This is a genomic window from Streptomyces sp. WI03-4A, assembly GCF_033792105.1.
Taxonomy (GTDB): domain Bacteria; phylum Actinomycetota; class Actinomycetes; order Streptomycetales; family Streptomycetaceae; genus Streptomyces; species Streptomyces collinus_A.
Genome location: NZ_JARAUO010000008.1, coordinates 175,535 through 199,405 on the forward strand (window position 1 = coordinate 175,535; position 23,871 = coordinate 199,405).

Sequence of the window (23,871 nt, forward strand, 5' to 3'; positions counted from 1 at the left end):
GGGACGGGCCCAGCGGCGTGTGGTGCGGAGATGGCGCGGTCGGGGCGGGCCCAGCGGCATGGTGGTGCAGGGTCCGTGGGCTATTCAGGGCGGCCGAAGCGGTGGGCGGCCCAGAGCAGGGCCATGGCGCCGCCGGCCAGCAGGATGGCGCCCTCCAGGAGCAGCGGGGGCTGCCAGCCGGACCATTGGATGCCCGCGGTGGTGGCCGCCTGGTGCGGCACGCGCAGCGCGATGCAGCGGCGCAGCAGGTCAACGCCGTAGGCGAGCGGGTTGACGGCGGCCAGCGCGTGGGCCCAGCCGGGCAGGTTGTGCAGCGGGAAGAAGCCCCCGGACAGGAACAGCAGCGGCATCATCACCAGGCCGAGCAGCATGTGGAAGGCCTCGGGCCGGTCGATGCTCACGGCCAGCAGCAGGGACAGGGCCGTGACGGTGAAGGAGGCCAGGATCATGCCGGCCAGGAGCAGCGCCAGCAGGAGCGGGTCATAGGGCAGGCCGACCGCGCCGGCCAGGGCCAGCAGGACGGTTCCCTGGACGGTGGAGACGAGGGTGCCGCCGGCGCAGCTGCCGAGCAGGAGGGTGGGCCGGGCGACCGGGGCCATCAGCAGTTCCCGCAGGTAGCCGCTTTGCCGGTCGGTGATCAGGCGGACGCCGACGATGATGGCCGGTGCCTGCACCGTCATCATCAGCATGCCCGGGAAGAGGTAGGCCTGGTAGCCGGTGCCGAGCGAGGAGTCGGGGATCAGCGCGGCCAGACCGCCGCCCAGGACGAAGAGGTAGAGCACCGGCTGGAGCAGCATCAGCGCGGTGTGGGTGGGCTGGGCCGCCATCCGCAGCAGATCGCGGTGGATGAGGGCGTGCACCGCGCGCAGTTCATTGCGCAGCGGCGGTCCCGGCTCCCGGCCGGGCCCGCCGGCCGCGCCGGATCCGCCGGGAGCACCGGAGGGCTTGGGGGCGCCGGACCCGCCGGGGGTTCCGGGGGTTCCCGACCCGCCGGGGGTTCCGGGGGCGCCGGACCCGCCGGGGGTTCCGGGGGTTCCCGACCCGCCGGGGGTTCCGGGGGCGCCGGACCCGCCGGAAGTGCTAGGGGTCCCGGGGGCGCCAGAGGTCCCGGGGGTGCCGGAGGTGCCGGCGGTCTCAGGGGTGGCGAACCCACCGGACCCGCCGGGAGTGTGGGAGGCCCCAGGGGCGCCGGGGGTGCCGGCGGTTCGGGGGGTGCCGGGGGTGTTGGAGGGGTTGGAGGCGTCCGGGGCCGGGAGGGCGGGCGCGGTCATGGGGCCTCCTGGGTGGCCGCCGGGATGGTCGTGCCCGGTGCCGGGTGGGAGCGGGGGGCGTGGATGCTGCGGCCGGTGTGGTGGAAGAAGACGTCGTCGAGCGTGGGCGGGGTCGCGGATGCGGCGTGCACCGCGATGCCGCGGTCCGCCAGGGCCGCGCACAGCCGGGGGATCCAGGCGCTGCCGTCGGGCAGGCGCAGAGACAGCCCCCCGGCGTCCAGGGTGACGGCGGGCCCCGGGGGCCCGGCCCGGCCCGCAGCCCCACCCACCGCGGTCCGGTCCGCGGTCCGGTCCGCGGCTTGGCTGACGGCTTGGCTCACGACCTGGCGGGCCGCCGCATCGTCGCCGGTGTGCAGCACCACGCGGTCCTCGCCGATCTCGGCCTTCAGCGCGTGGGGGGTGCCCTCGGCCACGAGCCGGCCCTGGTCGAGGATGCCCAGGCGGTCGCAGTGCTCCGCCTCTTCCAGGTAGTGGGTGGTGATGAACAGGGTGCTGCCGTGCCGGTCGCGCAGGGCGCGCAGGTGCTGCCAGACCTGGGCGCGGGCGTGCGGGTCGAGTCCGGTGGTCGGCTCGTCGAGGAACAGCACCTGGGGTGCGTGCAGCAGACCGCGGGCCAGTTCCAGGCGGCGGCGCATGCCCCCGGAGAGGGTGCGCACCAGGGACCGGCGGCGGTCGGCCAGGGCGACGGTCTCGAGCATCTCGGTGACGCGCAGGCGGGCATGATGGCGGCGCAGTCCGTACAGGCGGGCGTGGATGTGCAGGTTCTGCTCGGCCGTCAGGTCCGGGTCCAGCGCACTGTGCTGGAAGAGCATGCCGACCCGCCGTCGTACCTGGTCCGGCCGCTCCAGCACGTCGGCGCCCGCCACCATGGCCTGTCCGGCGGTGGGACGGGCCAGCGCGCACAGCAGGGCGAGGGTGGTGGACTTGCCCGCACCGTTGGGGCCGAGGAAGGCGTAGGTCTCGCCCTGGAACACCTCCAGATCCAGGCCGCGGACGGCGTCGGTGGTGCTCCCGGCCGGGCCCGGATAGCTCTTGACCAGACCGCGGGTACGGATCGCGGGCGCCGGCCGGACGGGGCACCGCCCGCCGCTCTTCGCAACGGCGACCAGGCCGGCGTCCGGCGCGGTGCCCGGGCCGGCGTCCGGGTCGAGGGGCGGCGCGGCGTCCGAAGCAGGGCCCGAGGCGGCGTCCGGAGCGGTGCCCGAGGCGGTGTCCGGAGCGGTGCCCGAGGCGGTGTCCGGAGCGGTGCCCGAGGCGGTGTCCGGAGCGGCGGGCGCGGTGACGTCCAGGACGGTGCCCGGGCCGGCGTCCGGGTCGAGGGGCGGCGCGGCGTCCGAAGCGGTGCCCGAGGCGGCGTCCGAAGCCGTGCCCGAGGCGGTGCCCGAGGCGGTGCCCGGCGCGGCGGGCGCGGTGGCGTCCGGTGCGCTGGACTGCCCGACGTCCGGAGCAGTGCCCGATACGGCGTCCGGCGCGGTGGACTGCCCGGCATCTGGCGCAGTGCCCGCTCCAATGTCTGGGTCGGTGGACGGCGCGGCGCCCGAAACGGTGCCCGGGGCGCTGGACTGCCCGACGCCCGGGGCGGCGTCCGCAGCGGTGGGCGGGGCGGCGTCCGCAGCGGTACCGGGGCCAGGGTCCGGGTCGGTGAGCGCGATGGTGTCCGGGGCGGTGGGCGGGGTGGTGTCCAAGGCGGTGGGCGGGGCGGCGTCCGCAGCGGTACCGGGGCCAGGGTCCGGGTCGGTGAGCGCGAGGGTGTCCGGGGCGGTGGGCGGGGCAGCGTCCGGGGCGGGGGGTGGGGTGGTGGGCGGGGTGGTGTCCGAGGCGGTGGGTGGGGTGGTGTCCGGGTCGGTGGGTGGGGTGGTGTCCGGGGTGGTGCCGGGTGCGGTGGTCGGGGGGGTTGCTCGGGCGCGGGCGGCGTCACCGGCAGGTGCCTGCATGGTCGGCTCCTCGTCCACGGGGGTGTCGTGCGCGGGCCTGCGGGCCTCCGCATGCCGGCCGCGGCGGCCTGCGCTCCGGCCGGCGGCGGCCCCACGGGGGCCGCGGCCGGCCGGAGGTTGTCGGCTAGGCGCAGCTGATGCCCACGCAGACGGTGTTGAGCAGCGTCAGCAGGCCGACGCAGGCGCACGTCCCGGAGTACGAGGCTCCGTCGAAGTCGACCGGGTCGGTCTCCGGAAGGGCGTGCAGGTGGGCCAGCAGCTCGAGGTTCTGGTTCTCCATGACATTCTCCTTCTCCGTGCGGCGGCGGCAGGGGTTCCTGCCGCTCAGCCCGGCTGCTGGACCATCCAGTGCCGGGAGTCGTGGTGGCGGGTCCTGAGCAGGAACGCCAGGATTCCCGCGGCGCCGTCGCTCCAGCTCGTGGAGAGCTCCCCGTACTCGTTGGGGAAGACGACGTGGGTGCTGCGCTGAGCCCGTTCGCAGACGATGAGGCGGGCCAGTTCCCCGGCCATCACCCGGTAGCCGGCCTCGCCGGTGGCGTCGGCCAGGTCGAGGAGGAAGTCGCCGTTGCCCGCCAGCCCGTGGCACTGGGCGACGGCGGCGCGGGAGGCGCGTTCCATGACGGCGTGCGCGGCGCCGCGGGCGAGGCCGGCGTAGCGGTCGTCACCGGTGCGCTGCCACAGCCGGATCAGGAACGACCCGATGCCGGCCGAGCCGTGACACCAGTACGGCGCGGTGGGCGGGTCCGTGGCCTGGGCCGGCCACTGCACCCCCTCACCGACCCCCACCGCGTGGGCCACCAGATGCTCCCCCGCGGCCACGGCCAGTTCCAGATGCTCCGGTCGCCCGGAGACGTCCGCGGCGGCCAGGAGGAAACTGCCGATGCCGGCCGAACCGTGGGCGAAGCCCAGATAGCGTTTGCCGGCCTCCTCGGACACCGCTTCCGCCGGGACCGGCCAGCTCACCCCCGACGGTTCGATCTGGGCCGCGGCGGCCAGCCGGTCCGCGGCGTCGACGACGAGGCCGGCCAGCCGCGCATCACCGGTGCGGTGCCACAGGTGGGCTGCGGCCAGCCCGCTGCCCGCGGTGCCGTGGGTGATGTCATGACTGGGAGTCGGCTCCAGCGGGGCCAGCGCCAGCGCCAGCGCATGGTCCGTCAGCCGCCGGTCGGCCACCGCACGGCCCGCCTCGTACAGCGCCCAGGCGATCCCCCGGCCGCCGAAATGCAGACCCGGACGGATGACGCGGGTGTCGCTCCGGGCCACGATCCAGCCGCCCGCGGCCGAGATCACCTCCGGCAGACGCGGATCACCGGTCAGCTCGAAGTAGCGGGCCAGGACCGCCAGAACGCCTGCCGCGCCCTGCTGCACCGTGCACGGACCGGTCTCCCCCGCCAGGGTCGACACCGGCCACAACCGCGACTCACCGTCCAGGGACATGGTGTCGAGGAGATGCTCCACCATCCCGGCGACCACCGCCTCGACCACGGCATCCGGCCCCGCCGCCACCGCCTCGACCACGGCATCCGGCTCGGCCGTCGCTGCCGCTGCGCAAGCGGGTACGGGGTGCCTCGGCCGCGGCAGCAGACCCGCACCGTCTGCGGACAGGCCCCCGCCGTCTCCCGACAGGCCGCTCCCGCCTCGCTCCAGATCCGCGCCGTCCCCGGGCAGGGCTTCGGTCCCGTGTGAGGACCGGGCAGTCCCCTGTCCTGGCAGGCCACTCCCGTGTCCGGGCGGGGTTTCGGCCCCCTGCCCGGGCTGGGCGGTCCCCTGCCCGGGCAGGGGGGTTTCGTGTCCGGGCGGGGAGGTTTCGGTCCCGCGTCCGGGCAGATCGGTCCCGCGTCGCTCCAGGTCCGTGCCGTCGCCGGGCAGGTCCGCGCCGTCTCCGGGTAGACCGGTCCCGTGTGAGGGCTGGGCGGTCCCGTTCCCGGGCCGGCCGCTCGCGCGTCCTGGCAGCTCCGTGCCGCGCCCGGGCAGGGGGGCTTCGGTCCCGTGCGGGGGCAGGGTGGTCCCGTGCGGGGGCAGGATGCGGTGGAGTGCCTCGCGTGCGGTGTCGGGGTCCCAGCGTTCGCCGGGATCGTCCTTCATCAGCTGGAGGATCATCTCCTGCAGGCCGCCGGGCAGGCGGAGCATGCCGGCGCAGGCGGCCAGCCACTCCTGGAGCCGCTCCTCGGCCGCTCTTCCCTCGGGCTCCTCGGGCAGCAGCTGGGGCACCTTGCCGGCGAGGACGAAGCACACGGTGGCGCCGAGACTGTAGTAGTCGGCCGTCGGGGACACCGCGGCGTCCTCAAGGCGTTCCGGGGCGCTGAACCCGGGGGTGCCGACCCGGGTCGGGAGCATGACCTCGTCGGTCAGGACGGCGAGCTCCAGATCGATCAGGCGCAGTTCGCCGTCGGGCCGGACCATGACGTTGCCGGGGGTGAAGTCCCTGAGCACACAGCCGCAGGCGTGGGCCGCCGCGACCAGGTCCACCAGCCGCCCCACCTGGGCGAGCGCCTCTGCCCGGTAGCGCTCGGCGCCGACGTCACGGAACCGTTCGGCGACCCAGGTGCGCAGCGGCACACCCGGCACCTCCTCCTGGGCGAGGAACAGGTGGCCGCCGATCTCGAACACCGCGAGCGGCTGGGGGGCCAGCCCGGTGTGCCTGAGCTTCTCCAGGGTCCTGGCCTCGGCCCGCAGCCAGTCACGCACGTCGGAGCCGGCCACGTCGCCCTCGACGTGCGGCCGCGCCTCCTTGATCACCACCGGGGCGGACGTGGTGACGTCGGTGCCCCGGTAGACGCCGCCCTTGTTGGTGTGCCGGATCGCCTCGCGCACCGAGAACCGGCCCCCCAGCAGCACCGGGCCGCTCGCCCTCTCGGGCCGGCGGGGCGGGGCCGGGACCGAGGCCGGGAAGGGACTGACGGCCCAGGCGGGCGGGGAGTACCGGCCGGTGCGTCTGTCCTCCACCGGGTTGCCGTCGGGGTCCTCGATGAACCACACCAGCAGCCCCTGCTCCGACACCCGGCGCCGGCCCACGAACGCGCCGTAGCGGTAGTGCACCAGGCTCTGCGGGGCATACGGCTGATCCGACAGGATCCTGGGGCCGGGCAGACCCGCCGTCGCCTCGTGCAGTGCGAGCGCCACCCGGGCCGCAGCCTCGTCCGAGGGCGGGTAGACGGTGATGAACTTCCCCGAACTCCCCCGCGGGGTGGCACGGGAGTTGAGCGCGCTCACCTGCTCAAGCGAGCGGACGAACTTGAACCCCGACTCCTCCCGCAGCAGCACATCCAGCGACCTGACAAGAACGTCCGGCGCGGAAGCGGACGTCGCGGACACGTGCAGCTTCCAGCCCTGTCGGCGCCGCATCCCCGAGCGGTGGGTCAGCCGGCACCACATCTCATCCGCGTCCACCGTCCACCGCGCACCGGTACCGGTCGCCTCCACCGCCCGCCGAGACTCTCGAGATCGACTTCGGTTGCGTGGCTCGTCATACACGTTCCCCCTCAACGGCAACAACCGCCGGCTGGAATATGCCTTCAGCACGCAAAGAACGTACAACCCGCCCCCGCCGAACGTCACCGGAAACGGTGAGCGCACAGCGCTATACCGACAGAAGATGGCGCAGTCCGGCGCGAATATCAGGCGCACACATTCCCTGCAGGGCTTTTAATACTTCACCTGTTCGAGGGCACCGTTCACCGAAACGAGCGCGGTAAATGCGAAAAAACCGAACAGACCCCAGACCCCCGACCAGCCCCCCACCAGCCCCTTCACCCTCACCAGCGTCCCTCAGCGCCCCCATCCACCCCACCCGCCGACACCCGCTCCACACGATGAGTTGAATCGGGCGCAAGGAGAGTTCGATTTCCACCCCCACCCCACCGGCGAAAGGCGAAATACAGCACACCCGCACGACCGCGATCAGCAACCCCACCCGCATCCGCCAAAGAAATCCGACGGTCACCGAATAACCGGCGAACGGTCAAAAACGACTCACATGACGAATTGAGTTGGGCCGCTCCGTCGACGCCGGGCGGCCCACACTCCGACGAGTGCCACACCGCCCCACAGCCCCGCTCCACACCCCCCTCTCACACACCCCGCCCCACAGAGACCGGGGACCGGGACGGGAGCCGGGACGGGAGCCGGGACGGACGCCCGGACGACGCCGAGACCGGAACGGGGACGAGGGCCGGGAGTCGGGGCCGGAACGGGAGCCGGGACAAGGGCCGGGGCCCGAGCGGGCCGGGGGCCGGGACGGAGGCCGGAGCGGGAGTCGGGGCCGGGCCGGTGGCCTGCGCACCGCGGCGGACGGGGCCGCCGGCCCCAACGCTTCGGGGCGGTGTCGCCGTCACCGCCCGGCGCCGTGGCAGGGCCGCGGGGACTGTGAAACGCTCGAAAAGCGGGGGCATATCCGTCCCCTCACCGCACGCCGACGGCAGACGAGAAAGCCGGCCCGTCCGTGACGGGGGTTCACCCGGTTCCCCGGCCTCGCGTTTCGCCGAGTGGGGAACAGCGATGACGACGACCGAGCACCCGACGCACGACCACGACGGCCCCCCGGACCCGACTCTGTACCGCACCCCGGCGGACGCCGTCGCCGCCCCCGGGGAGAACCTCGCCTACGTCGTCGGCTTCGACCCGGCCGCACAGCGCCCCGACGCGCTGTTCACCCTCGACACCGACCCCGACTCCCCCGCCTACGGCCACGTCATCGCCCACGCCGAGGTCCCCGGGGCGGGCAACGAACTGCACCACTTCGGCTGGAACGCCTGCTCCAGCGCCCTGGCCCACACCGGCCACCACCACCCCGCACGCCGCTACCTCATCGTCCCCGGACTGCGCTCCTCCCGCCTCCACGTCTTCGACACCCACCCCGACCCCGCCCGCCCCCGCCTGGTCAAGACCCTCGAACCCGGCGAACTGGCCGCAAAGGCCGGATACTCCCGCCCCCACACCCTGCACTGCGGCCCCGACGGCGTCTTCCTGTCCTGCCTGGGCGGCGCCGACGGCACCGACGGACCCGGCGGCGTGGCCCTGCTCGACCACGACAGCTTCGACGTCCTGCGCGGCTGGGAAAGCGAACGCGGACCACAGCACCTCGCCTACGACATCTGGTGGCACCTGAACCAGAACATCGCCGTCACCAGCGAATGGGGAACCCCCTCCATGATCGAGGACGGCCTCCTCCCCGACCTGCTCCTGAAACGCCGCTACGGCCACTGCTTGCACTTCTGGGAACTCGACACCGGCCGCCACCTGCAACAGATCGACCTCGGCGACCGCCACCAGATGGTCCTCGAACTACGCCCCGCCCACGACCCCGAAGCCACCTGGGGATTCACCAACACCGTCATCGACGTCGAAGACCTCTCCGCCTCGGTATGGCTGTGGCACCGCGACGGCGACGACTTCCACGTCACCAAAGTCATCACCCTTCCCGCCGAACCCGCCCCCGCCCAGGACCTGCCCCCGGCGCTCAAACCGTTCGGCGCCGTACCCCCGCTGATCACCGACATCGACCTCAGCGTCGACGACCGGTGGCTGTACGTCTCCGCCTGGGGCACCGGCGACCTCCTCCAGTACGACGTCAGCAACCCACGACAACCACGCCAGACCGCCGCCGTCCGGCTCGGTGGCATCACCACCCGCACGTCCCACCCCGCCGCCCCCGGCATCCCCCTGACCGGCGGCGCACAGATGGTCGAGGTCAGCCGCGACGGACACCGCGTCTACCTCACCAACTCCCTCTACGCCGCCTGGGACGAACAGTTCTACCCCACCGGCATCCAACCCTGGATGATCAAACTCGACGCCGACACCACCCACGGCGGCCTGACCGCCGACACCCGCTTCCACCCCCACGGCGAGGACTTCCACGGCCTGCGCGTGCACCAGACACGCCTCCAAGGCGGCGACGCCTCCTCCGACTCCTACTGCCACCACCACTGACCCCGGCCGGCGCCTACCTCCGGCCCACCACCGGCACCCACAATCCGGCCAGGACCGGCACACCCCCGACCCGCCGCCCATCCGACCCGCCGCTCCCCCGACCCGCCACTCCCCCAACCCGCCACTCCCCCAACCCGCCACCCATCCGACCCGCCACCCATCCGACCCGCCGCTCCCCCGACCCGCCGCTCCCCCGACCCGCCGCCCATCCGACCCGCCGCCCATCCGACCCGCCGCTCCCTCGACCCGGCGCTCCCCCGACCCGCCACTCCTGTGGGAGGGACCATGCTCTGCGCGTCCGAGACGGTGGGCGCGCCCACCGCCGGCGCATCGGCAGGGCAACTGCCATCCGCCGAAACACTGGCGGCCGTGGCCCTGGTGGCCCTCGCCACCGTGGCAGGGGCCTGGGCGGCGCGGCGGGCACGGGGCCGCACCGCGCTCCTGCCGGCCACCGCAGCCGGCATCCTGCTGGTCGTCGCCGTCCTCGACCTGCTGCCCGACGCCTGGGACGAAGCCGAAGACGCCGGCCTGCCGCCCTGGGCGGTACCGCTCACCGCGCTCGCCGCGCTCGCCCTGATGGGCGCCGTCACCCGCACCGGCTGCCCCTGCTCACGGGAACGCGCGGGCGGCATCGGCGCAGCAGCAGGGCTCGCCGTACACCGCTTCGTGGAAGGAGCGGCCCTCGCCCTGACCACCTCCCCCGCCGTCATGGCCGCGCTCCTCGCCCACGCCGCAGGTGAAGGCCTGGCGCTGACGGCACTCCTGGGCGCACAGCCCGGACGCCGCACGGCTCCCTGGATCACACTCGCCTGCCTCAGCCCCGTCGCGGGTGTCTTCGTGACGAGTGCCGTCCCCCTCCCGGACGGCCTGCTGCCCCTCCTCCTCGCCGTCGTCGCCGGCATCCTGGCGCAGGCGGCGTGGGTGGCACTCGACCACGCCCACCGACAACTCGACCTCACCCACCGACAACTCGGCCCCGCCCCTCAGCAGCAACCCATCGGCCGGCACGTGCGCACCACCCCCATCACCACAGCGATGACCCTCGCCGCCCTCACCACCACACTCACCCTCCTCATCACAGCCGGCCACTGAACGCGACACGCCACCGCTTCGGCACCCAGCAAACCCCCGCGCGGACGGTGCGCGTACGGGATCTGTCTGCCGACAGGGTCACTTGCGCGCCCGTTCCCCGCCGGCCTCGGTGACGCCCCCGGCTGCCGCGGTTCGGGGTCTGCGCGCGGCGCCTCCTACTTGGCACATATGCGGCACGTCCTGGCCGTACAGGTCCGACTGGCATGCAGCACGGCTCCGGCTCACCCGGTACCGGTCCGGCGCGCGACCAGGCGCTGCGCACGACGGGGGTCGAGGCCATGGGCGAAGCCGCGTTCCTCGCCTGCGGGGTTCGCCTTCCGGTCGATCCACCGACGGTGACCGGGACCATCAGGTCACGCCTCACCCCCATACGGGGCCAGCAGGGTCATCCGGCTGACTCCCTCCCCAGCGCGTGGCCCGTTTCCTGGAGGAACTGAGCAAGCCGGGCACCACCGTCATCGCGGCCGCCGCCGCCATCGCGGTGTGCTTTTACCCGGCGCCTACTGCGGAGTCAAGTCCCGAACTTGCGGAACGTGACCCGGCTGCGCGAATCGGGCGTACTTGAAGCACAAGGCCTCACCGGAAAGGAACGAGGCCGACCGGTAAGGCGGAATTCTCCCCAAGGGCCGAGGATTCTCCCCCCTCACCGATATCTCGAATCACTGGGCGACAGAGATGCCCTTGAGAAGAAAGAGGAAAATCCATGACCCGTAACAAGCGCACGTACGACGAGATTCGTCCCCGGCGTCGAGGTATTCGTTTCGCGACCGTCTTCGCGTCGGCCGCACTGCTCACCGCAGGCGTCGCCCTTCCCGTGTCCTCCGCGATGGCGGCTCCGATGCCCGCCTCGACCGTGGCCTTCGTGCAGGGCGGCGGCGCCGGCGGTGACGGTGGCGCCGGTGGTGGCGGCCTGATCGGCGGGGGCGGCGGCTCCGGCGGCTCCGGCGGGGGCAGCGTCCTGGGCGTCGGCGGTGCCGGCGGCAACGGCGGCAAGGGCGGAGACGGCATCCTCGCAGGTGGCGGCGGTGGTGGCGGCGGTGGTGGCGGCGACGGCGTCGTCGGCGGTGCCGGCGGCAACGGCGGGGCCGGTGGCTCCGGCATCTTCGCCGGGAGCGGCGGTAACGGCGGTGGCGGCGGCAGCGGTGTCCTCGTCGGCGGCAACGGCGGCAAGGGCGGCAACGGCGGCTTCGGCATCCTCCAGGGCGGCAACGGCGGCAAGGGCGGCGCGGCCGGACTGGGCGGTCTGTTCGGCGGGACCGGCGGGGCCGGCGGCGCGGGTGGCGGCAGCCTCTTCTGACCGCCAGGGGCCCGCGGAACCCAGGACCGCGAAGCCGTAGCACCACAGGGTGGAGGCCTGGCCGGCCTCCACCCCACCCCCAACGAAAAGAACCTCTCTCCCCCCCGGCAACAGAAGAATCGGAGAACCCCGATGTCCACAACCTCCTGGCGGCGTCCCCTCCTCATGGCGGTGGCCTCCCTGACCCTCGTCTCCGGCACCGCGTGCGCCGCCCAGGCCGCGACGCACACCGCCACCGCCACCGCCACCGGTTACTCGGCCCTCGCCGGCCGGTCCGCGGACTGTGGCAAGGGCGGGGAGGGCGGCAAGGGCGGGGCGGGCGGCACGGGCGGCTCACCCGGCCGGCCGGGTGAGCCCGGCCGGCCCGGCGGCTGCCTGTCCCTCAAGGACCTGCCCGACAAGGCGGGGCCGGACCTCACGGCGATGGACAAGGTGCGGATCGTGCTGACCGTCACCTCCGGCCACGCGACGAAGGCCGACATCGCCAAGAAGTACAAGATCTCTGAGAAGGAGGTCGACATCTGGCAGCGGCAATTCCAGGACGGCGACTGGCTCGGGCTGCTCGACGACAGCTCCACCCCCGGCTCCTGACGGGCTGCCTGCGCCCCGGCCCGAATTCCCGGACCGGGGCGCCCTCATGCTTCTTGGGGACCCATATCTCCTGAAGCTCACTTTTCTCACCGTTCTCGGAAACGTCTTCAGAAAGAGAGAAATCACATGCCTGCACGCCCGTCGAAATTCGGTCTCGGTCTGGCCGTCTCTGCTGCCGTGATCGCCGCAGGTGCGCTGGCGCCGACCGCCATGGCGGCGCCGATGCCGCAGAGCCAGGCGGCCGTGAGCGATGCCGCCCAGCACCTCCCCGCCGACAACAGCGGCAACGGATCCGGCGCCGGCCGCCACGCCTTCGGCGCCAAAGTGCTCAGCGGCGTCGAGTTCGGCAACGGCAACATCCGTGTCGGCGACAACATCTGTGCGGGCAACTGCAACGGAACGGTCAACGGCACCAACGGCACCAGCGGCGGGATCTGCGCGGGGCTGTGCAACGGCAGCGCCAACGGCGGCAACGGCAGCAGCGGGACACCCGGCCGCAACGGCACCGCCGGCGGCAACGGCGGCATCTGTGTCGGGGTGTGCGCCGGCAGTGCCAACGGCGGCACCGGCGGCAACGGCGGCGACGCCATGGGCGGCGACGGCGGCACCGGCGGGCGCGGCGGCAACGGCGGAATCTGCCTCGGGGCCGGCTGCGAGACGAGCGGCCAGGGCGGCCGCGGCGGCAACGGCGGCAACGGGTGACCAGCCAGGCCGCGCCGCGGCCGCGGCGGCGGCGGAGGCTGACGGCCCCACCCGGCCTCTCAGGGTGCCGCCAGCAACTACCGGCCCGGACGGACCTGCCGACGCGATTGCGCCGGGCCGGCACTCGTCCACCTCCAGCCCCGAGCCGCCCGCTCTGCCCGCGGATACACGCACGGAAGCAGAATGATCCCGCCGCGCTCACGGCAGTAGTCCATGTCGTCCCGGGCCCGGGCGGCCTCGGTCAGGGGATAGGCGCGCCAGAGGGCAGGTACGGCAGACCCGACGGTGAGCCGGCCGGTGACGGCAAGACCGGCGAATTCGGGCAGGACCCCGGAAGGGGGCGCGGTCGACGGGATCCCTACCGGTGAAACACCACCCCGTACCGGGCGGGCGTGACCTGGGAACAGCACTTCACGACCGCGCGCCCGGACATGCGGCGCACCGCCCGGACATTCGCCGCGCACGGCCCCGAGCGCCAGGGCGAGATGACCCTGGACCACCTGCACCGGGAGGCCCTCGAAGACACCCGGAACGACCACGAACGCCCCGCCGCCCCCCCGGCTCCTCCTCAACGCCGACAACTCCGGCACGATCACCGGCCCCCGGCCGGCCCACCGGGCAACCCCCGGCCAGCACCGCGACCACCGCCACGCCGCGCACGGAACTCGAACTCGCGCGTCAGGAGAGCAAACAACTGCGCCGCGAACGTGACCGAGCCCAGATTGCCGTACGCCACCGGCTCGGACGCCAGCGCGGCGCGCTCCCGGTGCCGTGGGGCCGTTCGTCGGGCGGGGTCGTTTGTGGGTGCAACTGCTGGGTGGTGGTCATGTCTTTGAGGTGGGAGTGCAGTCCGCGCGGGTTGTGGGGCGGGGAGAGTTATTGGGAGGGGGTCATCGCTGTCTTGGTGGTGTCGTGGGTCTGCGGGTCCGTGGTGATGACGGTCTTGGTGTAACTGCGATCACTGGTGGGTGGTCCGGGTGGTCCGGGTGGTCCGGGTGGTCCGGTCCGGTCCGGTGGCCTGGATGGTGGCTGGTTCCTTCTTTTTGCCGGCCTTCCCTCCCTGGTCGGCGGGGCCTGGTGGGGGGAGGTGTCGCGGCCGCTGTCGATGGTGTTCTGGTCGTCGATGGTGTTCTGGTCGGTGCTGGTGTAGGCCGGGTACGGCTCGGGGTGGTTGGGGGGACCGGTCGGGCGGCCTGGCGGTGCTGGGCGTCGACCTGCGCGCCGTCTGGGCGCGGGCCCGCGGCCACGGCCCTGCGCGCCGACTACCTCCGCCTCCTGGCCCTCGGCCTGCCCCCGTCGCGAGCTGATCCTGGACACCGGAAGACCCGGAAGCGCGGCCCGGTGACGACCCGGCGGTCGCGGCCGCCTGCGGCGCCGTCAGCGCCGCCTCAGCCCCGTACGGCTCCCCCAAGCCCCTGCGGCTGACCCCAAAGCGCGTCGCCCGGTTCCTCGAGGAACTGCGTACCCCGGGGACGACCGCTGGCTGCCCGCCCGCCTCGTGTGGGAGCGCACACCCCCACCGACCGCACCACCGTCCTCCACCAACGCTCCGCGCGGGTGCGGCCTCGCGGTCGGCTCGGGCAGCCGCCCCGCCGCCGGCCTCAGTGGCGTGAGGGAGTGACGGCGTCAATGACGTCCTGGACGATGGCGAAGCTGTCGCCCACCTCGTCGGTGATCTCGGCATCGAACTCTTCCTCCAAGGCCATAACCAGACCTGGTCTGGCCAGCTCATCCATCCCGAGGTAGATGAGCGAGATGCGGTTGTTCCTCAGCTCCTCCATGTCGCATCCCAGTTCCCGGGCAATAACCTTCTTCGCGCGCTCTTCGATGCTGCTCATGCAAGCCTCTCCTCGATGGAGCCGGACACCGTTCGCGTCGGCCTAAGTGATCATTCCGGACCTCGCCTATGACAGGTGGGCGACGCACGGAAGACCTCCCCTGAAACGAGCACTCGCGCGAGGAGCAGGAGGGCGACGGTGAGTGCGATGGTCGGCCCAGCGCTCTGGAGATCCGACGGTCGCCGGTCGGCACGACGGGGCGGGTGATGGCTGCGGTCCTCGTCTGCACCCTCTTGACGAACTCCGCTCTATGCTCGTGCGATGGCCGATGTCTCGAGGATGAAGACCTTTTTTGCCGACTGCATGGACAACGCGGCGAAGGTCGGCTTCAGCCTTGTCGACGGTCGCGAGTTTCTCGGCTGGATCGCTGAGGTCGCGGACGATCGGATATCGGTCGCTTGGGCACCCAGCCCGATCTTCATGCAAGCCACGGGCGGCGAGAAGTGGAATCCGGACGATGAGTGGATACCGTTCAGCGCGATACTGGCCGGGACACTCGCGTGGTACGACACGTCCGCCAGGCGGTGGGTGACGTACCCGCTTTGAGCTTCCTCAGCGTTGCCGCTCCAGCGTGAGGACGGCTTTGGCGATTGACGTCATGCGGTTCAGGCTGCATCGGGATCTGCGGAAGATCCGCCAGGACTACAGGCGTGCGACGCCACGTTCGACCGGTGCCCGTGCCGCGATCAGGGCCCGGTTGGCGGTCTTCTCGGTGAGGGCCACTTCCTGCAGGGGCTTGCGTTTGATGCCCTCACCCAGGGGCCGCCGCCCTGGTAGGCAAGGTCGGCCAGAATGGGGACGCCCTCCGGTGGGTGCGGGCGGCGGTCAGATCGTGAGCCCGGCCGGGCAATGCGGGTGAGAGCCACAGCAGCCGGCCGCCCGGATCGGTGACCACCTGCACATTCACCCCGTGCCGGCGGTGTTTGTGGGAGTAGTCGGCCCGTGCGTCGCCGACCGGGTCGCACTCGGCGAGCGTGCCGTCCAGCAGGACGAAGTCGGGATCGGCCTCGCGCCGGACCTTCAGCAGACCGGCGCACGTTCGGCGAGCAGGTGGATGACCGCGCTGATGTAGGCGTGGGCGGTGAACTCGCTGATCCCGAACCCGGCAGCGATCTTCGCCAGGGTCGCGTGTTCGCGCAGGTACACCAGCGCCACCATCGCACGCTGAGACGGGCGAAGCCCGCAGCGCCGGCCACCCTAACGGGCGACGATGAGCATCGTGACCCACTCCGCGAGCGCATGGGGCAGGTCGAGTGCGGCAGTACAGATCACCAACAAGGCCCCCGAGCAGCGTGGTTGAGACGTCAGACATCTCGATCAACAGCCCGGGGGCCTCGCTCGTTGCGCCTCATGGACCTCACCAGATCGGCGGCCAACTCGAAGAAGCTCACTGACTTCTCCTGTCCGGGGTCGCGCCGGAGCTCAGGGTTGGTGCCGTGCTGAGGGCTGGTTCGTGCTGGGCGCACTCGGTCCGCCCCGAATATCACCTTGCGCTACATGTCCGTTCGCGGTAGCCGGTGCCGTGACCGGGAAGGTTCACCGGGTCTGGTCGTAGGGTCTGGTCTGTGTCAGTTGACCAGGGGCATAGTCCGCGGCCTGTCGACCAGTGCCGGGACGTCCAAGACGTCCTGGACCAGATCCGGCGGCGTCCTTCGATGTGGATTCGCCAGGGGTGCCTGCGGGACTTGCAGAACATCTTGATCGGCTATGCCACGGCTTTGTCCGTTCACGGGGTCGACGAGCCTTTCACCCTGTCACCCTGTGGTCCGTTCGCCGAGTGGCTGGGCGCTCGTCGAGGCTGGTCGATGTCTTGTGGCTGGGCTGATGCCATCGAACGGCATGCCGATGGAGAAGACCCGCTGATGGTGTTCTTCCATCTCCTGGACGAGTACCGGTCTGCCTGCGGGTCCGAGCCCTGATCGTCCATCCGCGCGGCGGCCGTTCCGCGCCCCCGGCGTCGTCGGCGTCCTCGGTTGCGGCGACGGGTCGTGCGCAGCCGTCCTGAACGCAGCCAGGCCGCGGCCTCCGGGGCCTTCTCGGACAGTTCCACGAGAGCCAGATGCGGGGCTGGCGGGACGTAGGGTTCGCAGGCCGCGGCGCGGTCCGGGCCGGGCCTGCCGCCGTAGCGCGCCAGGAGGCCGAGCTGGGCCAGCGCGGCGAGGCCGGTGGCCGCGGTCGCGGCCCCCTGCGCGGGCCCCTGGGGCAGGCGGTCGAACAGCGCCGCGATCACGAATGCGAGCTCCCCGGTGAGAAGCAGCACCCCGGTGGCCGCCAGACAACCCCGGGCGGTGTGCGCCCGGCGGGCGCGGGACGCCCCGTGGAACTCGGCGTGGGCGGCGCGAAAGGCGGGGTCGTGGAAGGCGATGATGCCGAGCGTCGTGGCGGCGGAACGCCGGCGCAGCGCAGCGAGCAGGGCGTCCGGCAGGGGGTGCCCGGCAGTACGCGCCACGTCCGCGCCGGTCTCGGTCAGTGCCAGATTGCCGCGATGGTTGATGGTGACCAGGCCGTCCAGCAGGAGCCGGGCGGCGGCCGCCTGGACGTCGTCCTCGGTCAACCAGCGACCGGCGGCCGCGCGATAGGGGTCTACGGGTGCGGCAGGCAGGCGCGCGCGCAGGCGGTCGCGCACGACGGGCGCCCCGTACAGCAGGACTGTGACGGAGACGACGGCACAGGCGAGCGCGACGCGATCCACGCGCCGAGCCTAGTGAGGAACAGGCACTTCCCGTAAGGGACTCGAAGTGACGCGGTGGCCCGGGTTACCGGTGCACTCTCAGGGTGGTGGAGGCGGCGGCGAGGGCTTGCGCATGGGCCTCGTCGTGGGCGGTCGGGGCCTTCGGGGGCGGCGGGGCGTGCCACGGGCCTGCTGCAGGCGGGCGCGGATCTGCTCCGCCTCGAGGGGCACGTCCGCGTCCGCGAGGTGCCGCAGTGCGTCGCGGGCGCAGGTCAGCAAGGCCGGTCTCGGCTGCGGTGCCGGCGCGCCGGCGGGCGGGTAGCGGCTGCTTCAGCTGGTAGTGGATCTGGCCGTCCAGTGCCTGAGCCGCGCGCTCGGGGGTGCCGAAGGCCTCGATGACGCGGCGCTGGGTCTGCGCGGTGGCGACCGGGGCGAGCGTCTCGGGCAGGTCGAGGGGGGCCGGGGTGGGGAAGGCCAGGCAGCCGAGCGCGTCATGAAGGCGGCGCAGCTGGCCTTCGCGCGCGGTCAGGTAGGCGGCCCTGGCGTGCAGCAGTTCGGGGGCGGCGACGTAGTCGGTGCTGTCCTCGGCGGTGATCGCGGTGCGCTGCGCGGCGAGTGCTGTCACGGCGTCCCGGGCGGTGGCCGAGTGCTGCCGCCAGGTGCGGGCCGGGCCGCTGGTGGCCAGGACACGGGCCGGGATCGGGAAGAAGTCGAGGAGACGCTGCGCTTCCTGCTCCCGCCCCGCATGAGCGGCGGCCGTGTAGGCGCGGACGGCCTGGCGGGCCTGGGCCAGGTGCTCGGCGCGCGGCGCGTCCAGAGCGACGGCGGTGCCCTCCAGCCCGGGAGTATCGGCTTGCTGGCCGTGCAGGTAGTCGGTGATGTCCGGCTCGAGGACGGCCCGCAACTGCTGGGCGTGCGCGTCGCGCAGGGCGATCTGGTCGAGCAGCCAGCCGGCCAGCTCGGTGAGCGCGGGGACGTCGGCGGCCAGGGACCGAACGGTGTCCCAGTCCTTGATCAGCTCGGTGCGAGGACGGTTGACGTGCTCCAGCCGGACCAGGAGGTCGGCGATCTGCAGACCGGTGCTGACCACCAGGTCCTCGATGGCCTCGTCGACTTCGTCGGCACGCTCCATGCTCGCACGCAGGACAGAGGGCGGCGGGTAGCTCCAGTCCCTGGGGTGCGTCGGCGTAGCGGCGATACAGCCAGCCAGCCAGCTCGCCGGTGAGAGGGGCGTCGTCGGTGTCCGGGTCCTGCCGGAGCTCGGCCGCCAGTTCCCCGGGGGTGTGTTCACGCAGGACACCGGTCGGGGCGCTGACGATGGCCAGCAGATTGTGTCCGTCGTCCAGTTGAAGCCACCGGTGCAGGGTCTCGCGCAGGCCGTGGGTGACCTCGTGCAGGGTGAGGCGGCTCAGATTGGCGCCAAGGGCGGCGATCCCGCTCTCCCCCCACCATGGGCGCCGGGACAGCCTCCACACGGTCGGCGCCGGTCCCTTCACTCACCCAGGCCAGTGTGTAGGCATCCGGTCCTCGCTCGCTCAGCCAGGCGTAGAAGTCGACGGCGGCAGGAGTGGGTTCGTCACTCATAGGGGGCCTTCCGCTCGGCGCCGGGCGGTGGCCGGGCACCGAGGGCGGCAGCTGACGGCAGCATGCCCGCCACCGTCGGGCGGCAAGAGCCCTGCGGCCGGCCCGTTCCGTCACAAGGGAGCACCCAGCAGGACAGGGGACACGCCATCCCGCCGCACGGAATGTCCAGCGCGGCTGCGGGTCATGCAGCGCAGGCCGGACTACATCATCGAGAGCCCGAAGCCGTCCAGGATCGGAGTCGGCTTGGGCCATCGTTGCCAGCAGGCCGTTCCCTGCGCTCCGCTGATCTCGTGACGTCTACCTGAGCGAGTCCGTCAGTGCGCACAGGTCGTCTATGAACCGGCTCGGCGGCGAGGGCCTGAACTGGGCGTCGTTCCACTGGTGCCACAAGCCTCCCGGGACGAGGAAGCGGCTCGCGTGTTCGCTTCCCGCCCGATGGTCGATGTGGAGGAGCGCGCTGATGGCCCAGCGCTGGTCGTACACGCAGTCAGGCTGCTGGAGATAGCGTTCCAGGTAGGCCGCCAGATGCAGGGCGTCTTCCTGCGTGGAGAAGCGGGCGAGAGCGAAGCAGTAGCCCTGACCGGAGTAGCACAGCTGGCTGGCGAGAAGCAGGTCACCCAGAACGTCCCGGAAGTGCTGACGGCGGTCCACAGCGATCAGCCAGGCAGCGGTGAGACGGGAGCGCCATTCGCCTCCCAAGAGGACTTCGAGTTCCTCATCGGTGATCGCCTGGGCGGCTGAGTGCAGTGCCTGAAGGAAGAGTGTGCGTTCCCGCTCGTCGTCACGGGTGAAGTTGGCGTGGAGGAGGTGAAGGTAGCGCCCGATGCCGTTGGTTGTGGGCTTGACGTAGCGCTCGATGACGTCGAGCAGTCGGGGGTCCAAGGAACGCATGACAGCATCTTCCCGTTCGCCATCTGTCTGCATTGCAGTTCCGCCGCGCCACCGGGCGCCCCATCGCGGCAGCGGCAGTCCCTCGCCCGTTCGGGCGGGTTCAGCGTTGCCGACCCGAGCTTCGACGCTGAGGGCGCTGCGCGGCCCCGTCGAGAGCGCCGGGCGAGCGCGGCCGGGCGCTCCTCGGGTCCGGCGGCGGGCGAGAAGAAGCCACCGGGAACGCCCGGCCGGGCGGCCGGTACCGGCGTGGGAGGCTGTGCGCTTGCGCGCCCGGGCCTGGCCGCGCGGGCGACGACGGTGGTGTGCGCAAGCAGCAGGGCGCAGGCCGCGCAGACTTCTTCGACGTTCCAGACCCGGCCCACGGTGGGGTGCTGCCGCAGGATGAGCGTCACGGCGCCGGCGCACTGCGTCCGGGCGTCCGGGTGGGCCTCGCAGCCGGTGGAGCCGCAGTGGCACCAGGCGTTGGCGCGGACGGTGGCCGCCTTCGCGTGAGCGGCGGCATGCTGCGCCGCGAACGCGCGCAGGGCCGTCAGGTCCATGGACCTGGCGGGCATCGTGCAGGCCGTGTTGCTGCAGGAGACGGCGGCGGAGCGGTCGGCGTAGCCGGTGAGCCGGACCGTCCAAGCCCGCCCCGGGACCCGCTCGATAGGGGTTGCAGGGTGCGCGGTCGTCACGCAGGGCCGTCCGTTCGTCGAGGAAGAAGTCCAGATTCGAGGTCCACTATGTGCCACCCGTCTGCCCCGAGGGCAAGGGGATTGTTCCCGCGTTGGCTCTGCTCACGAGAACCGGCCCTGGCTCGTTTTTGCGTGACCTGCACCCGCCGAGGCACGGTTCATGGTCGTGTTGGGCTCCTGAAAGCCGCCCGAAAATGATCAGTGGTCGACGACCAAACCCATCGCAGGAGCCGCGCATGTCCAGGAGTGCCGACATCGATCTCATGTTCGCACGTGCCGTCACCGTAGAAGCCGTGGTGCGGGCTCTGGCCGGTGAGGGGTGGTCGCTGCAGGAACCGCTCGGTATCTCCTACGTGGTCAACGACGACGACCTGTTCAACTGGCAGTCGGCTTCCAGCGAGCAGGCAGCTGAGGTGCTGGCCTTGGTGGATTCACCGGCCAATGTCAACCACAACGTCGGTGTCTGTATCTATCACTCAACTGCGGAAACCGGTGGCCAGCTAATTTTTCATGCGGCCGATCGCGCTGCTTCTTCCTCCCGACGATCGACCGGCGCAGTCTCTCCGGAGCACCGGCCCTCACGGACATGGCCTGGTATCTGAACGCACTGGTGCCGCCCCTGCTTGACCTGGGGCTGGCCAGCTACGAAGCGAGATACCTTGCTGACTGAGACGCGTCGTACCGGCGCAAGGGCCGCCGGTGACGCGGCATTGCACGAATCGAGGCCGTAGCGGTCGGCCCCCGGCGGGCTGTCACCGGGTCGGGGAACGGTGACCGGCCTGAGCAGCTCCTGCCGGCCGGGCAGGGTGGTGACCTTGCCTGCGGTCCTTGCCAGTACACCCAGACCCCGGACGAGCCGGCGGCGCGGCCGGTTCCTCTGCCGCCCGAACACCCCGGCGCCGGAAGCGGGCGCGTTCGCGCGGCTCATGACCGTGTGGCCGGCGGCGGGGGTGCCGGGTGCGGCGTCTGTCGAGGTTCCGGCCGACCTGGGCGGTGACGGCATCGAGTTCGCTGTCCTTGTGGGCGGTACGGATGCCGGAGACGGACATGCCGCTGGCCTGGCGAGCGGTTCGACTTGTAGGGGCGGTGTCCAGCGCTCTATGCGGGCCAGAACTGAAGGACGTGTTCCTCGACCTCGTGCGTAGCGGTGAGGAGGCGTCCCTCCCAGTGGTAAGGGGGTTCCAGGCCGGGCCGGTTGAACAGGTGTTCCGGCGGCATCGGGGCCTGGAACATGTCGTCCGGGTCGGTGCCGGTGGTGAAGCTAGCCGGGGCATCGGTGGCGGTGCAGGTGAAGCTCTCGGTGTGGGTCCACTCTCCCGGCAGCAGCTCGGGTTCCTGGTCGTAGATGAGAAAGCTGATCTTGACCGGGTCCCACTCGGCGGAGCCCGCGGTGATCGTAAGACAGCTCTTGCTCTCGGTGGCAGTGACGCGGGTCTGGGGGGACATGGAGGGCAGGGCGATACCCTCCGGTTCTCCCATGTCGATGACGTAGAAGGCGTGGTCCAGGGTGGCCATTCCGGTGTACTCGTCCACCGGCAGGATCTCTGTCATGGTCGCGATTCTCTCCAGAGACGGGGCAGGCCCCCACACATGCGGCGTGGGGGCGTGCCATTATCGAGAAACCGCAGTGGTCATCCCATGTTCACGTAGAACTTGTCACCGGGCAGGATGTGGTACCGGCCGAAGAAGGTACGGATGATACCGCCCTGCTGGCGGTTCTCCTTCAGCGGCACCCACTTGATGGAACGGTTCGGCGGGTTGTAAGCGGTGCCGCCCTGCTTGGTCTCAGCGAAGGGGTACTCGTCGCACGAGGGCTTGGTGCCGTCGTCATGGGGGTCGACGGTCCACCAGATGTCACCCGGCTTGGGGTGGACGTCGGGGCCGCACACCGCCTTGCGGTTTTTGTCGGCCTGGTCCTTGGTGGTCCGGGTGAGCGGGACCGTGGAGTTCATGCGGCCGATGTGGAGTCCGGCGTTCTGGACCTTGCGGATGTTGTCCTTGATGCCCGGGAGGGCGGCCATCTGAGAAAGATGGGTGAAGTCGGATTCAACGGAGAGCATCGTCGGGTGGACGCAGCCCGCCCCGTACTGGCGGTCTTCGTCATCACACCGGTAGGTCTGTCCGTTGTAGGTGACCTGTCCTGCGCCGTAGCCGGGCTTGTTGAAGTCCCATTCGTAGTGGGTGTGGGTGGAGCGGGGGTGTCCGTGGCTGACGGTGAAGACATACTTGTTGCCGCCGGAGTGGGCCGATCCGTTCAGGGTGAACGGCCTGGCCATGGCGCCTGTGGCGTGGACCTGACAGCCGGAGCCGCAGGAGGGGTGAAAGGCGGCGACGATACCGTCAGCAGTGCCGACGATCTTGGTCTTGCTGGCGGTGATCTTCTCCGTCCACTTGACGCTCTTGAGGTTCAGGTGCGTCTCGTGCCAGACAGTGAAGGAAGCGGTGCCGACGGTGCGGCCCCGCACCTTGACCTGGACCTTGATGTCCTGGTGGAAACATTCCCAGGTGCGGTTGACCACGTTGGTGAGAGGCTTGGGAACCTTGCAGTAGCCCCTGGGTTCGCCAGTGGCATTCGGCGTGACCGCCTTGCCGTTCGTGGTGAAGTCGGACTTCACCTTGCCGACAGTAGCGGTGATGGAGCTTCCGCTGGCCGCACCGGTCGGTGCGGAAGCAGCGATGGTGCCGGTGGCGGCGAGCACCAGCGTCGCGGCTGTAGCGAGCAGCTTGCTGCCGCTTTTCACTTGGTGGCGCACGAATCTCTCCCCGTGTTGGTCGATTTCGAGCGATACCGTGACAGGTCCATCGCTCACAGTGAGCACATCACAGGTCGAAGCGTTCATGACAGACAACTCTGAGACGAACTAGCGTTCTATATTGGCCAGTTCGACAGCAAGACGCACCGGCTTGTTACCCCGCCAGCGAGAGCGGTGACGGTGACTCCCGAACACATCGACAGTGATCACGCCGTCGTACAGGGAACAACTCGCAAGCTGTCGAGAGCCCGGGGCCGGGCGGCTCTTTTCGGGCCGGGGCCAGCCACCGGGTGAGTCTGGCGGCCGGCAGGTTTCGGCGGGGAGGGCAGCGAGGACGATGGCGGCGAACTGCTCGAGGGCTTCCTGGGCGGGGCCGTCGGAAGTAGGCGGCTGTGAACCTTCCTTGCCGGGCCCACGTCTTCCTGCACGACCGCCCCCTCACGCGCAGGAGAATCAGACCGTGGACGACAAGGCCGCTGAGCGCGCCGACGAGCCCAACTACGGCGCGGGACCCTGGGGGGCGGACTTGGGAACCTGGGGGGGCGGTCGCACTGATCGCTTTCGGGGCCATCGCGACCGCATGGGTCTTTCTCCGGCTGCCCGGCACCCCGCAGGAACCGGCGCTCGGCTACCACGGGGCTG

General features: G+C 71.7%; 17 protein-coding genes and 1 pseudogene. 7 read left to right on the forward strand and 11 right to left on the reverse strand.

Annotated features, from left to right (window positions below; translation table 11 throughout):
• Positions 1-80: 80 nt before the first annotated feature.
• The 4 genes from PV343_RS12100 to lanL all read right to left on the reverse strand — a co-directional run bounded on the left by PV343_RS12100 (position 81) and on the right by lanL (position 6,595).
• Complete coding sequence (locus tag PV343_RS12100; RefSeq protein WP_388240860.1) at positions 81-827, reverse strand: ABC transporter permease; 747 nt, start codon at positions 825-827, stop codon at positions 81-83.
• Positions 828-1,267: 440 nt separating this feature from the next.
• On the reverse strand, positions 1,268-3,205 hold the full coding sequence (locus tag PV343_RS40400) for an ATP-binding cassette domain-containing protein (protein ID WP_415923488.1): 1,938 nt from the start codon (positions 3,203-3,205) through the stop codon (positions 1,268-1,270).
• A gap of 124 nt (positions 3,206-3,329) precedes the next feature.
• Positions 3,330-3,485: a VenA family class IV lanthipeptide gene (locus PV343_RS12110; protein WP_319146855.1), complete on the reverse strand. Its 156-nt coding sequence runs from the start codon at positions 3,483-3,485 to the stop codon at positions 3,330-3,332.
• Between the two features lie 44 nt (positions 3,486-3,529).
• Positions 3,530-6,595 (reverse strand): class IV lanthionine synthetase LanL, encoded by a 3,066-nt coding sequence (gene lanL / locus PV343_RS12115; RefSeq protein ID WP_319146856.1) that lies wholly within the window; start codon positions 6,593-6,595, stop codon positions 3,530-3,532.
• 1,107 nt (positions 6,596-7,702) lie between these two features.
• On the opposite strand from lanL, the gene PV343_RS12120 reads away from it, so the two are divergent.
• The 5 genes from PV343_RS12120 to PV343_RS12140 all read left to right on the forward strand — a co-directional run bounded on the left by PV343_RS12120 (position 7,703) and on the right by PV343_RS12140 (position 12,818).
• The gene (locus PV343_RS12120; protein ID WP_319146857.1) at positions 7,703-9,136 is read left to right on the forward strand and encodes a selenium-binding protein SBP56-related protein; all 1,434 of its coding nucleotides are present in this window, start codon (positions 7,703-7,705) and stop codon (positions 9,134-9,136) included.
• A gap of 285 nt (positions 9,137-9,421) precedes the next feature.
• Positions 9,422-10,228, forward strand: a complete 807-nt coding sequence (locus tag PV343_RS12125; RefSeq protein ID WP_319146858.1) for a hypothetical protein — start codon at positions 9,422-9,424, stop codon at positions 10,226-10,228.
• Between the two features lie 703 nt (positions 10,229-10,931).
• Positions 10,932-11,525, forward strand: a complete 594-nt coding sequence (locus PV343_RS12130) for a hypothetical protein (protein WP_319146859.1) — start codon at positions 10,932-10,934, stop codon at positions 11,523-11,525.
• 132 nt (positions 11,526-11,657) lie between these two features.
• Complete coding sequence (locus PV343_RS12135; RefSeq protein WP_319146860.1) at positions 11,658-12,116, forward strand: DUF1153 domain-containing protein; 459 nt, start codon at positions 11,658-11,660, stop codon at positions 12,114-12,116.
• A gap of 126 nt (positions 12,117-12,242) precedes the next feature.
• The gene (locus PV343_RS12140) at positions 12,243-12,818 is read left to right on the forward strand and encodes a hypothetical protein (protein ID WP_319146861.1); all 576 of its coding nucleotides are present in this window, start codon (positions 12,243-12,245) and stop codon (positions 12,816-12,818) included.
• A gap of 1,601 nt (positions 12,819-14,419) precedes the next feature.
• On the opposite strand, the gene PV343_RS12145 is transcribed toward PV343_RS12140, so the two are convergent.
• Positions 14,420-14,656: an acyl carrier protein gene (locus PV343_RS12145; protein ID WP_319146862.1), complete on the reverse strand. Its 237-nt coding sequence runs from the start codon at positions 14,654-14,656 to the stop codon at positions 14,420-14,422.
• 261 nt (positions 14,657-14,917) lie between these two features.
• On the opposite strand from PV343_RS12145, the gene PV343_RS12150 reads away from it, so the two are divergent.
• Positions 14,918-15,202 (forward strand): hypothetical protein, encoded by a 285-nt coding sequence (locus PV343_RS12150; RefSeq protein WP_319146863.1) that lies wholly within the window; start codon positions 14,918-14,920, stop codon positions 15,200-15,202.
• Between the two features lie 6 nt (positions 15,203-15,208).
• Here PV343_RS12150 and PV343_RS12155 read toward each other — a convergent pair.
• From PV343_RS12155 to PV343_RS12170, 4 genes and pseudogenes are all read right to left on the reverse strand, one after another.
• Positions 15,209-15,931 (reverse strand): annotated as a pseudogene (locus tag PV343_RS12155) (transposase family protein).
• A gap of 451 nt (positions 15,932-16,382) precedes the next feature.
• The gene (locus tag PV343_RS12160) at positions 16,383-17,348 is read right to left on the reverse strand and encodes a hypothetical protein (RefSeq protein WP_319146864.1); all 966 of its coding nucleotides are present in this window, start codon (positions 17,346-17,348) and stop codon (positions 16,383-16,385) included.
• A gap of 64 nt (positions 17,349-17,412) precedes the next feature.
• On the reverse strand, positions 17,413-18,459 hold the full coding sequence (locus PV343_RS12165; RefSeq protein WP_319146865.1) for a hypothetical protein: 1,047 nt from the start codon (positions 18,457-18,459) through the stop codon (positions 17,413-17,415).
• Between the two features lie 749 nt (positions 18,460-19,208).
• Positions 19,209-19,802, reverse strand: coding sequence for a DUF6000 family protein (locus PV343_RS12170; protein ID WP_319146866.1), 594 nt, complete (start codon positions 19,800-19,802; stop codon positions 19,209-19,211).
• Positions 19,803-20,712: 910 nt separating this feature from the next.
• Here PV343_RS12170 and PV343_RS12175 point away from each other — a divergent pair.
• Positions 20,713-21,078, forward strand: coding sequence for a hypothetical protein (locus PV343_RS12175; protein ID WP_319146867.1), 366 nt, complete (start codon positions 20,713-20,715; stop codon positions 21,076-21,078).
• Between the two features lie 496 nt (positions 21,079-21,574).
• Here PV343_RS12175 and PV343_RS12180 read toward each other — a convergent pair whose 3' ends face one another.
• Both PV343_RS12180 and PV343_RS12185 read right to left on the reverse strand, forming a co-directional pair.
• Positions 21,575-22,027 (reverse strand): hypothetical protein, encoded by a 453-nt coding sequence (locus PV343_RS12180; protein ID WP_319146868.1) that lies wholly within the window; start codon positions 22,025-22,027, stop codon positions 21,575-21,577.
• A gap of 80 nt (positions 22,028-22,107) precedes the next feature.
• Positions 22,108-23,316 carry a NucA/NucB deoxyribonuclease domain-containing protein gene (locus tag PV343_RS12185; protein WP_319146869.1) on the reverse strand — a complete coding sequence of 403 codons (1,209 nt, stop codon included), beginning with the start codon at positions 23,314-23,316 and terminating at the stop codon, positions 22,108-22,110.
• Between the last annotated feature and the right edge of the window lie 555 nt (positions 23,317-23,871).

What these genes read in the sequence shown, in the direction of transcription:
- PV343_RS12170 (WP_319146866.1), bottom strand. Translation starts at nt 19,802, where the DNA reads ATGCGTTCCTTGGACCCCCGACTGCTCGACGTCATCGAGCGCTACGTC.
- PV343_RS12180 (WP_319146868.1), bottom strand. Translation starts at nt 22,027, where the DNA reads ATGACAGAGATCCTGCCGGTGGACGAGTACACCGGAATGGCCACCCTG.
- PV343_RS12165 (WP_319146865.1), bottom strand. Translation starts at nt 18,459, where the DNA reads ATGGAGCGTGCCGACGAAGTCGACGAGGCCATCGAGGACCTGGTGGTC.
- PV343_RS12100 (WP_388240860.1), bottom strand. Translation starts at nt 827, where the DNA reads ATGGCGGCCCAGCCCACCCACACCGCGCTGATGCTGCTCCAGCCGGTG.
- PV343_RS40400 (WP_415923488.1), bottom strand. Translation starts at nt 3,205, where the DNA reads ATGCAGGCACCTGCCGGTGACGCCGCCCGCGCCCGAGCAACCCCCCCG.
- PV343_RS12135 (WP_319146860.1), top strand. Translation starts at nt 11,658, where the DNA reads ATGTCCACAACCTCCTGGCGGCGTCCCCTCCTCATGGCGGTGGCCTCC.
- PV343_RS12175 (WP_319146867.1), top strand. Translation starts at nt 20,713, where the DNA reads ATGTCCAGGAGTGCCGACATCGATCTCATGTTCGCACGTGCCGTCACC.
- PV343_RS12120 (WP_319146857.1), top strand. Translation starts at nt 7,703, where the DNA reads ATGACGACGACCGAGCACCCGACGCACGACCACGACGGCCCCCCGGAC.
- PV343_RS12140 (WP_319146861.1), top strand. Translation starts at nt 12,243, where the DNA reads ATGCCTGCACGCCCGTCGAAATTCGGTCTCGGTCTGGCCGTCTCTGCT.
- PV343_RS12145 (WP_319146862.1), bottom strand. Translation starts at nt 14,656, where the DNA reads ATGAGCAGCATCGAAGAGCGCGCGAAGAAGGTTATTGCCCGGGAACTG.
- PV343_RS12130 (WP_319146859.1), top strand. Translation starts at nt 10,932, where the DNA reads ATGACCCGTAACAAGCGCACGTACGACGAGATTCGTCCCCGGCGTCGA.
- PV343_RS12125 (WP_319146858.1), top strand. Translation starts at nt 9,422, where the DNA reads ATGCTCTGCGCGTCCGAGACGGTGGGCGCGCCCACCGCCGGCGCATCG.
- PV343_RS12150 (WP_319146863.1), top strand. Translation starts at nt 14,918, where the DNA reads ATGGCCGATGTCTCGAGGATGAAGACCTTTTTTGCCGACTGCATGGAC.
- PV343_RS12110 (WP_319146855.1), bottom strand. Translation starts at nt 3,485, where the DNA reads ATGGAGAACCAGAACCTCGAGCTGCTGGCCCACCTGCACGCCCTTCCG.
- PV343_RS12185 (WP_319146869.1), bottom strand. Translation starts at nt 23,316, where the DNA reads ATGAACGCTTCGACCTGTGATGTGCTCACTGTGAGCGATGGACCTGTC.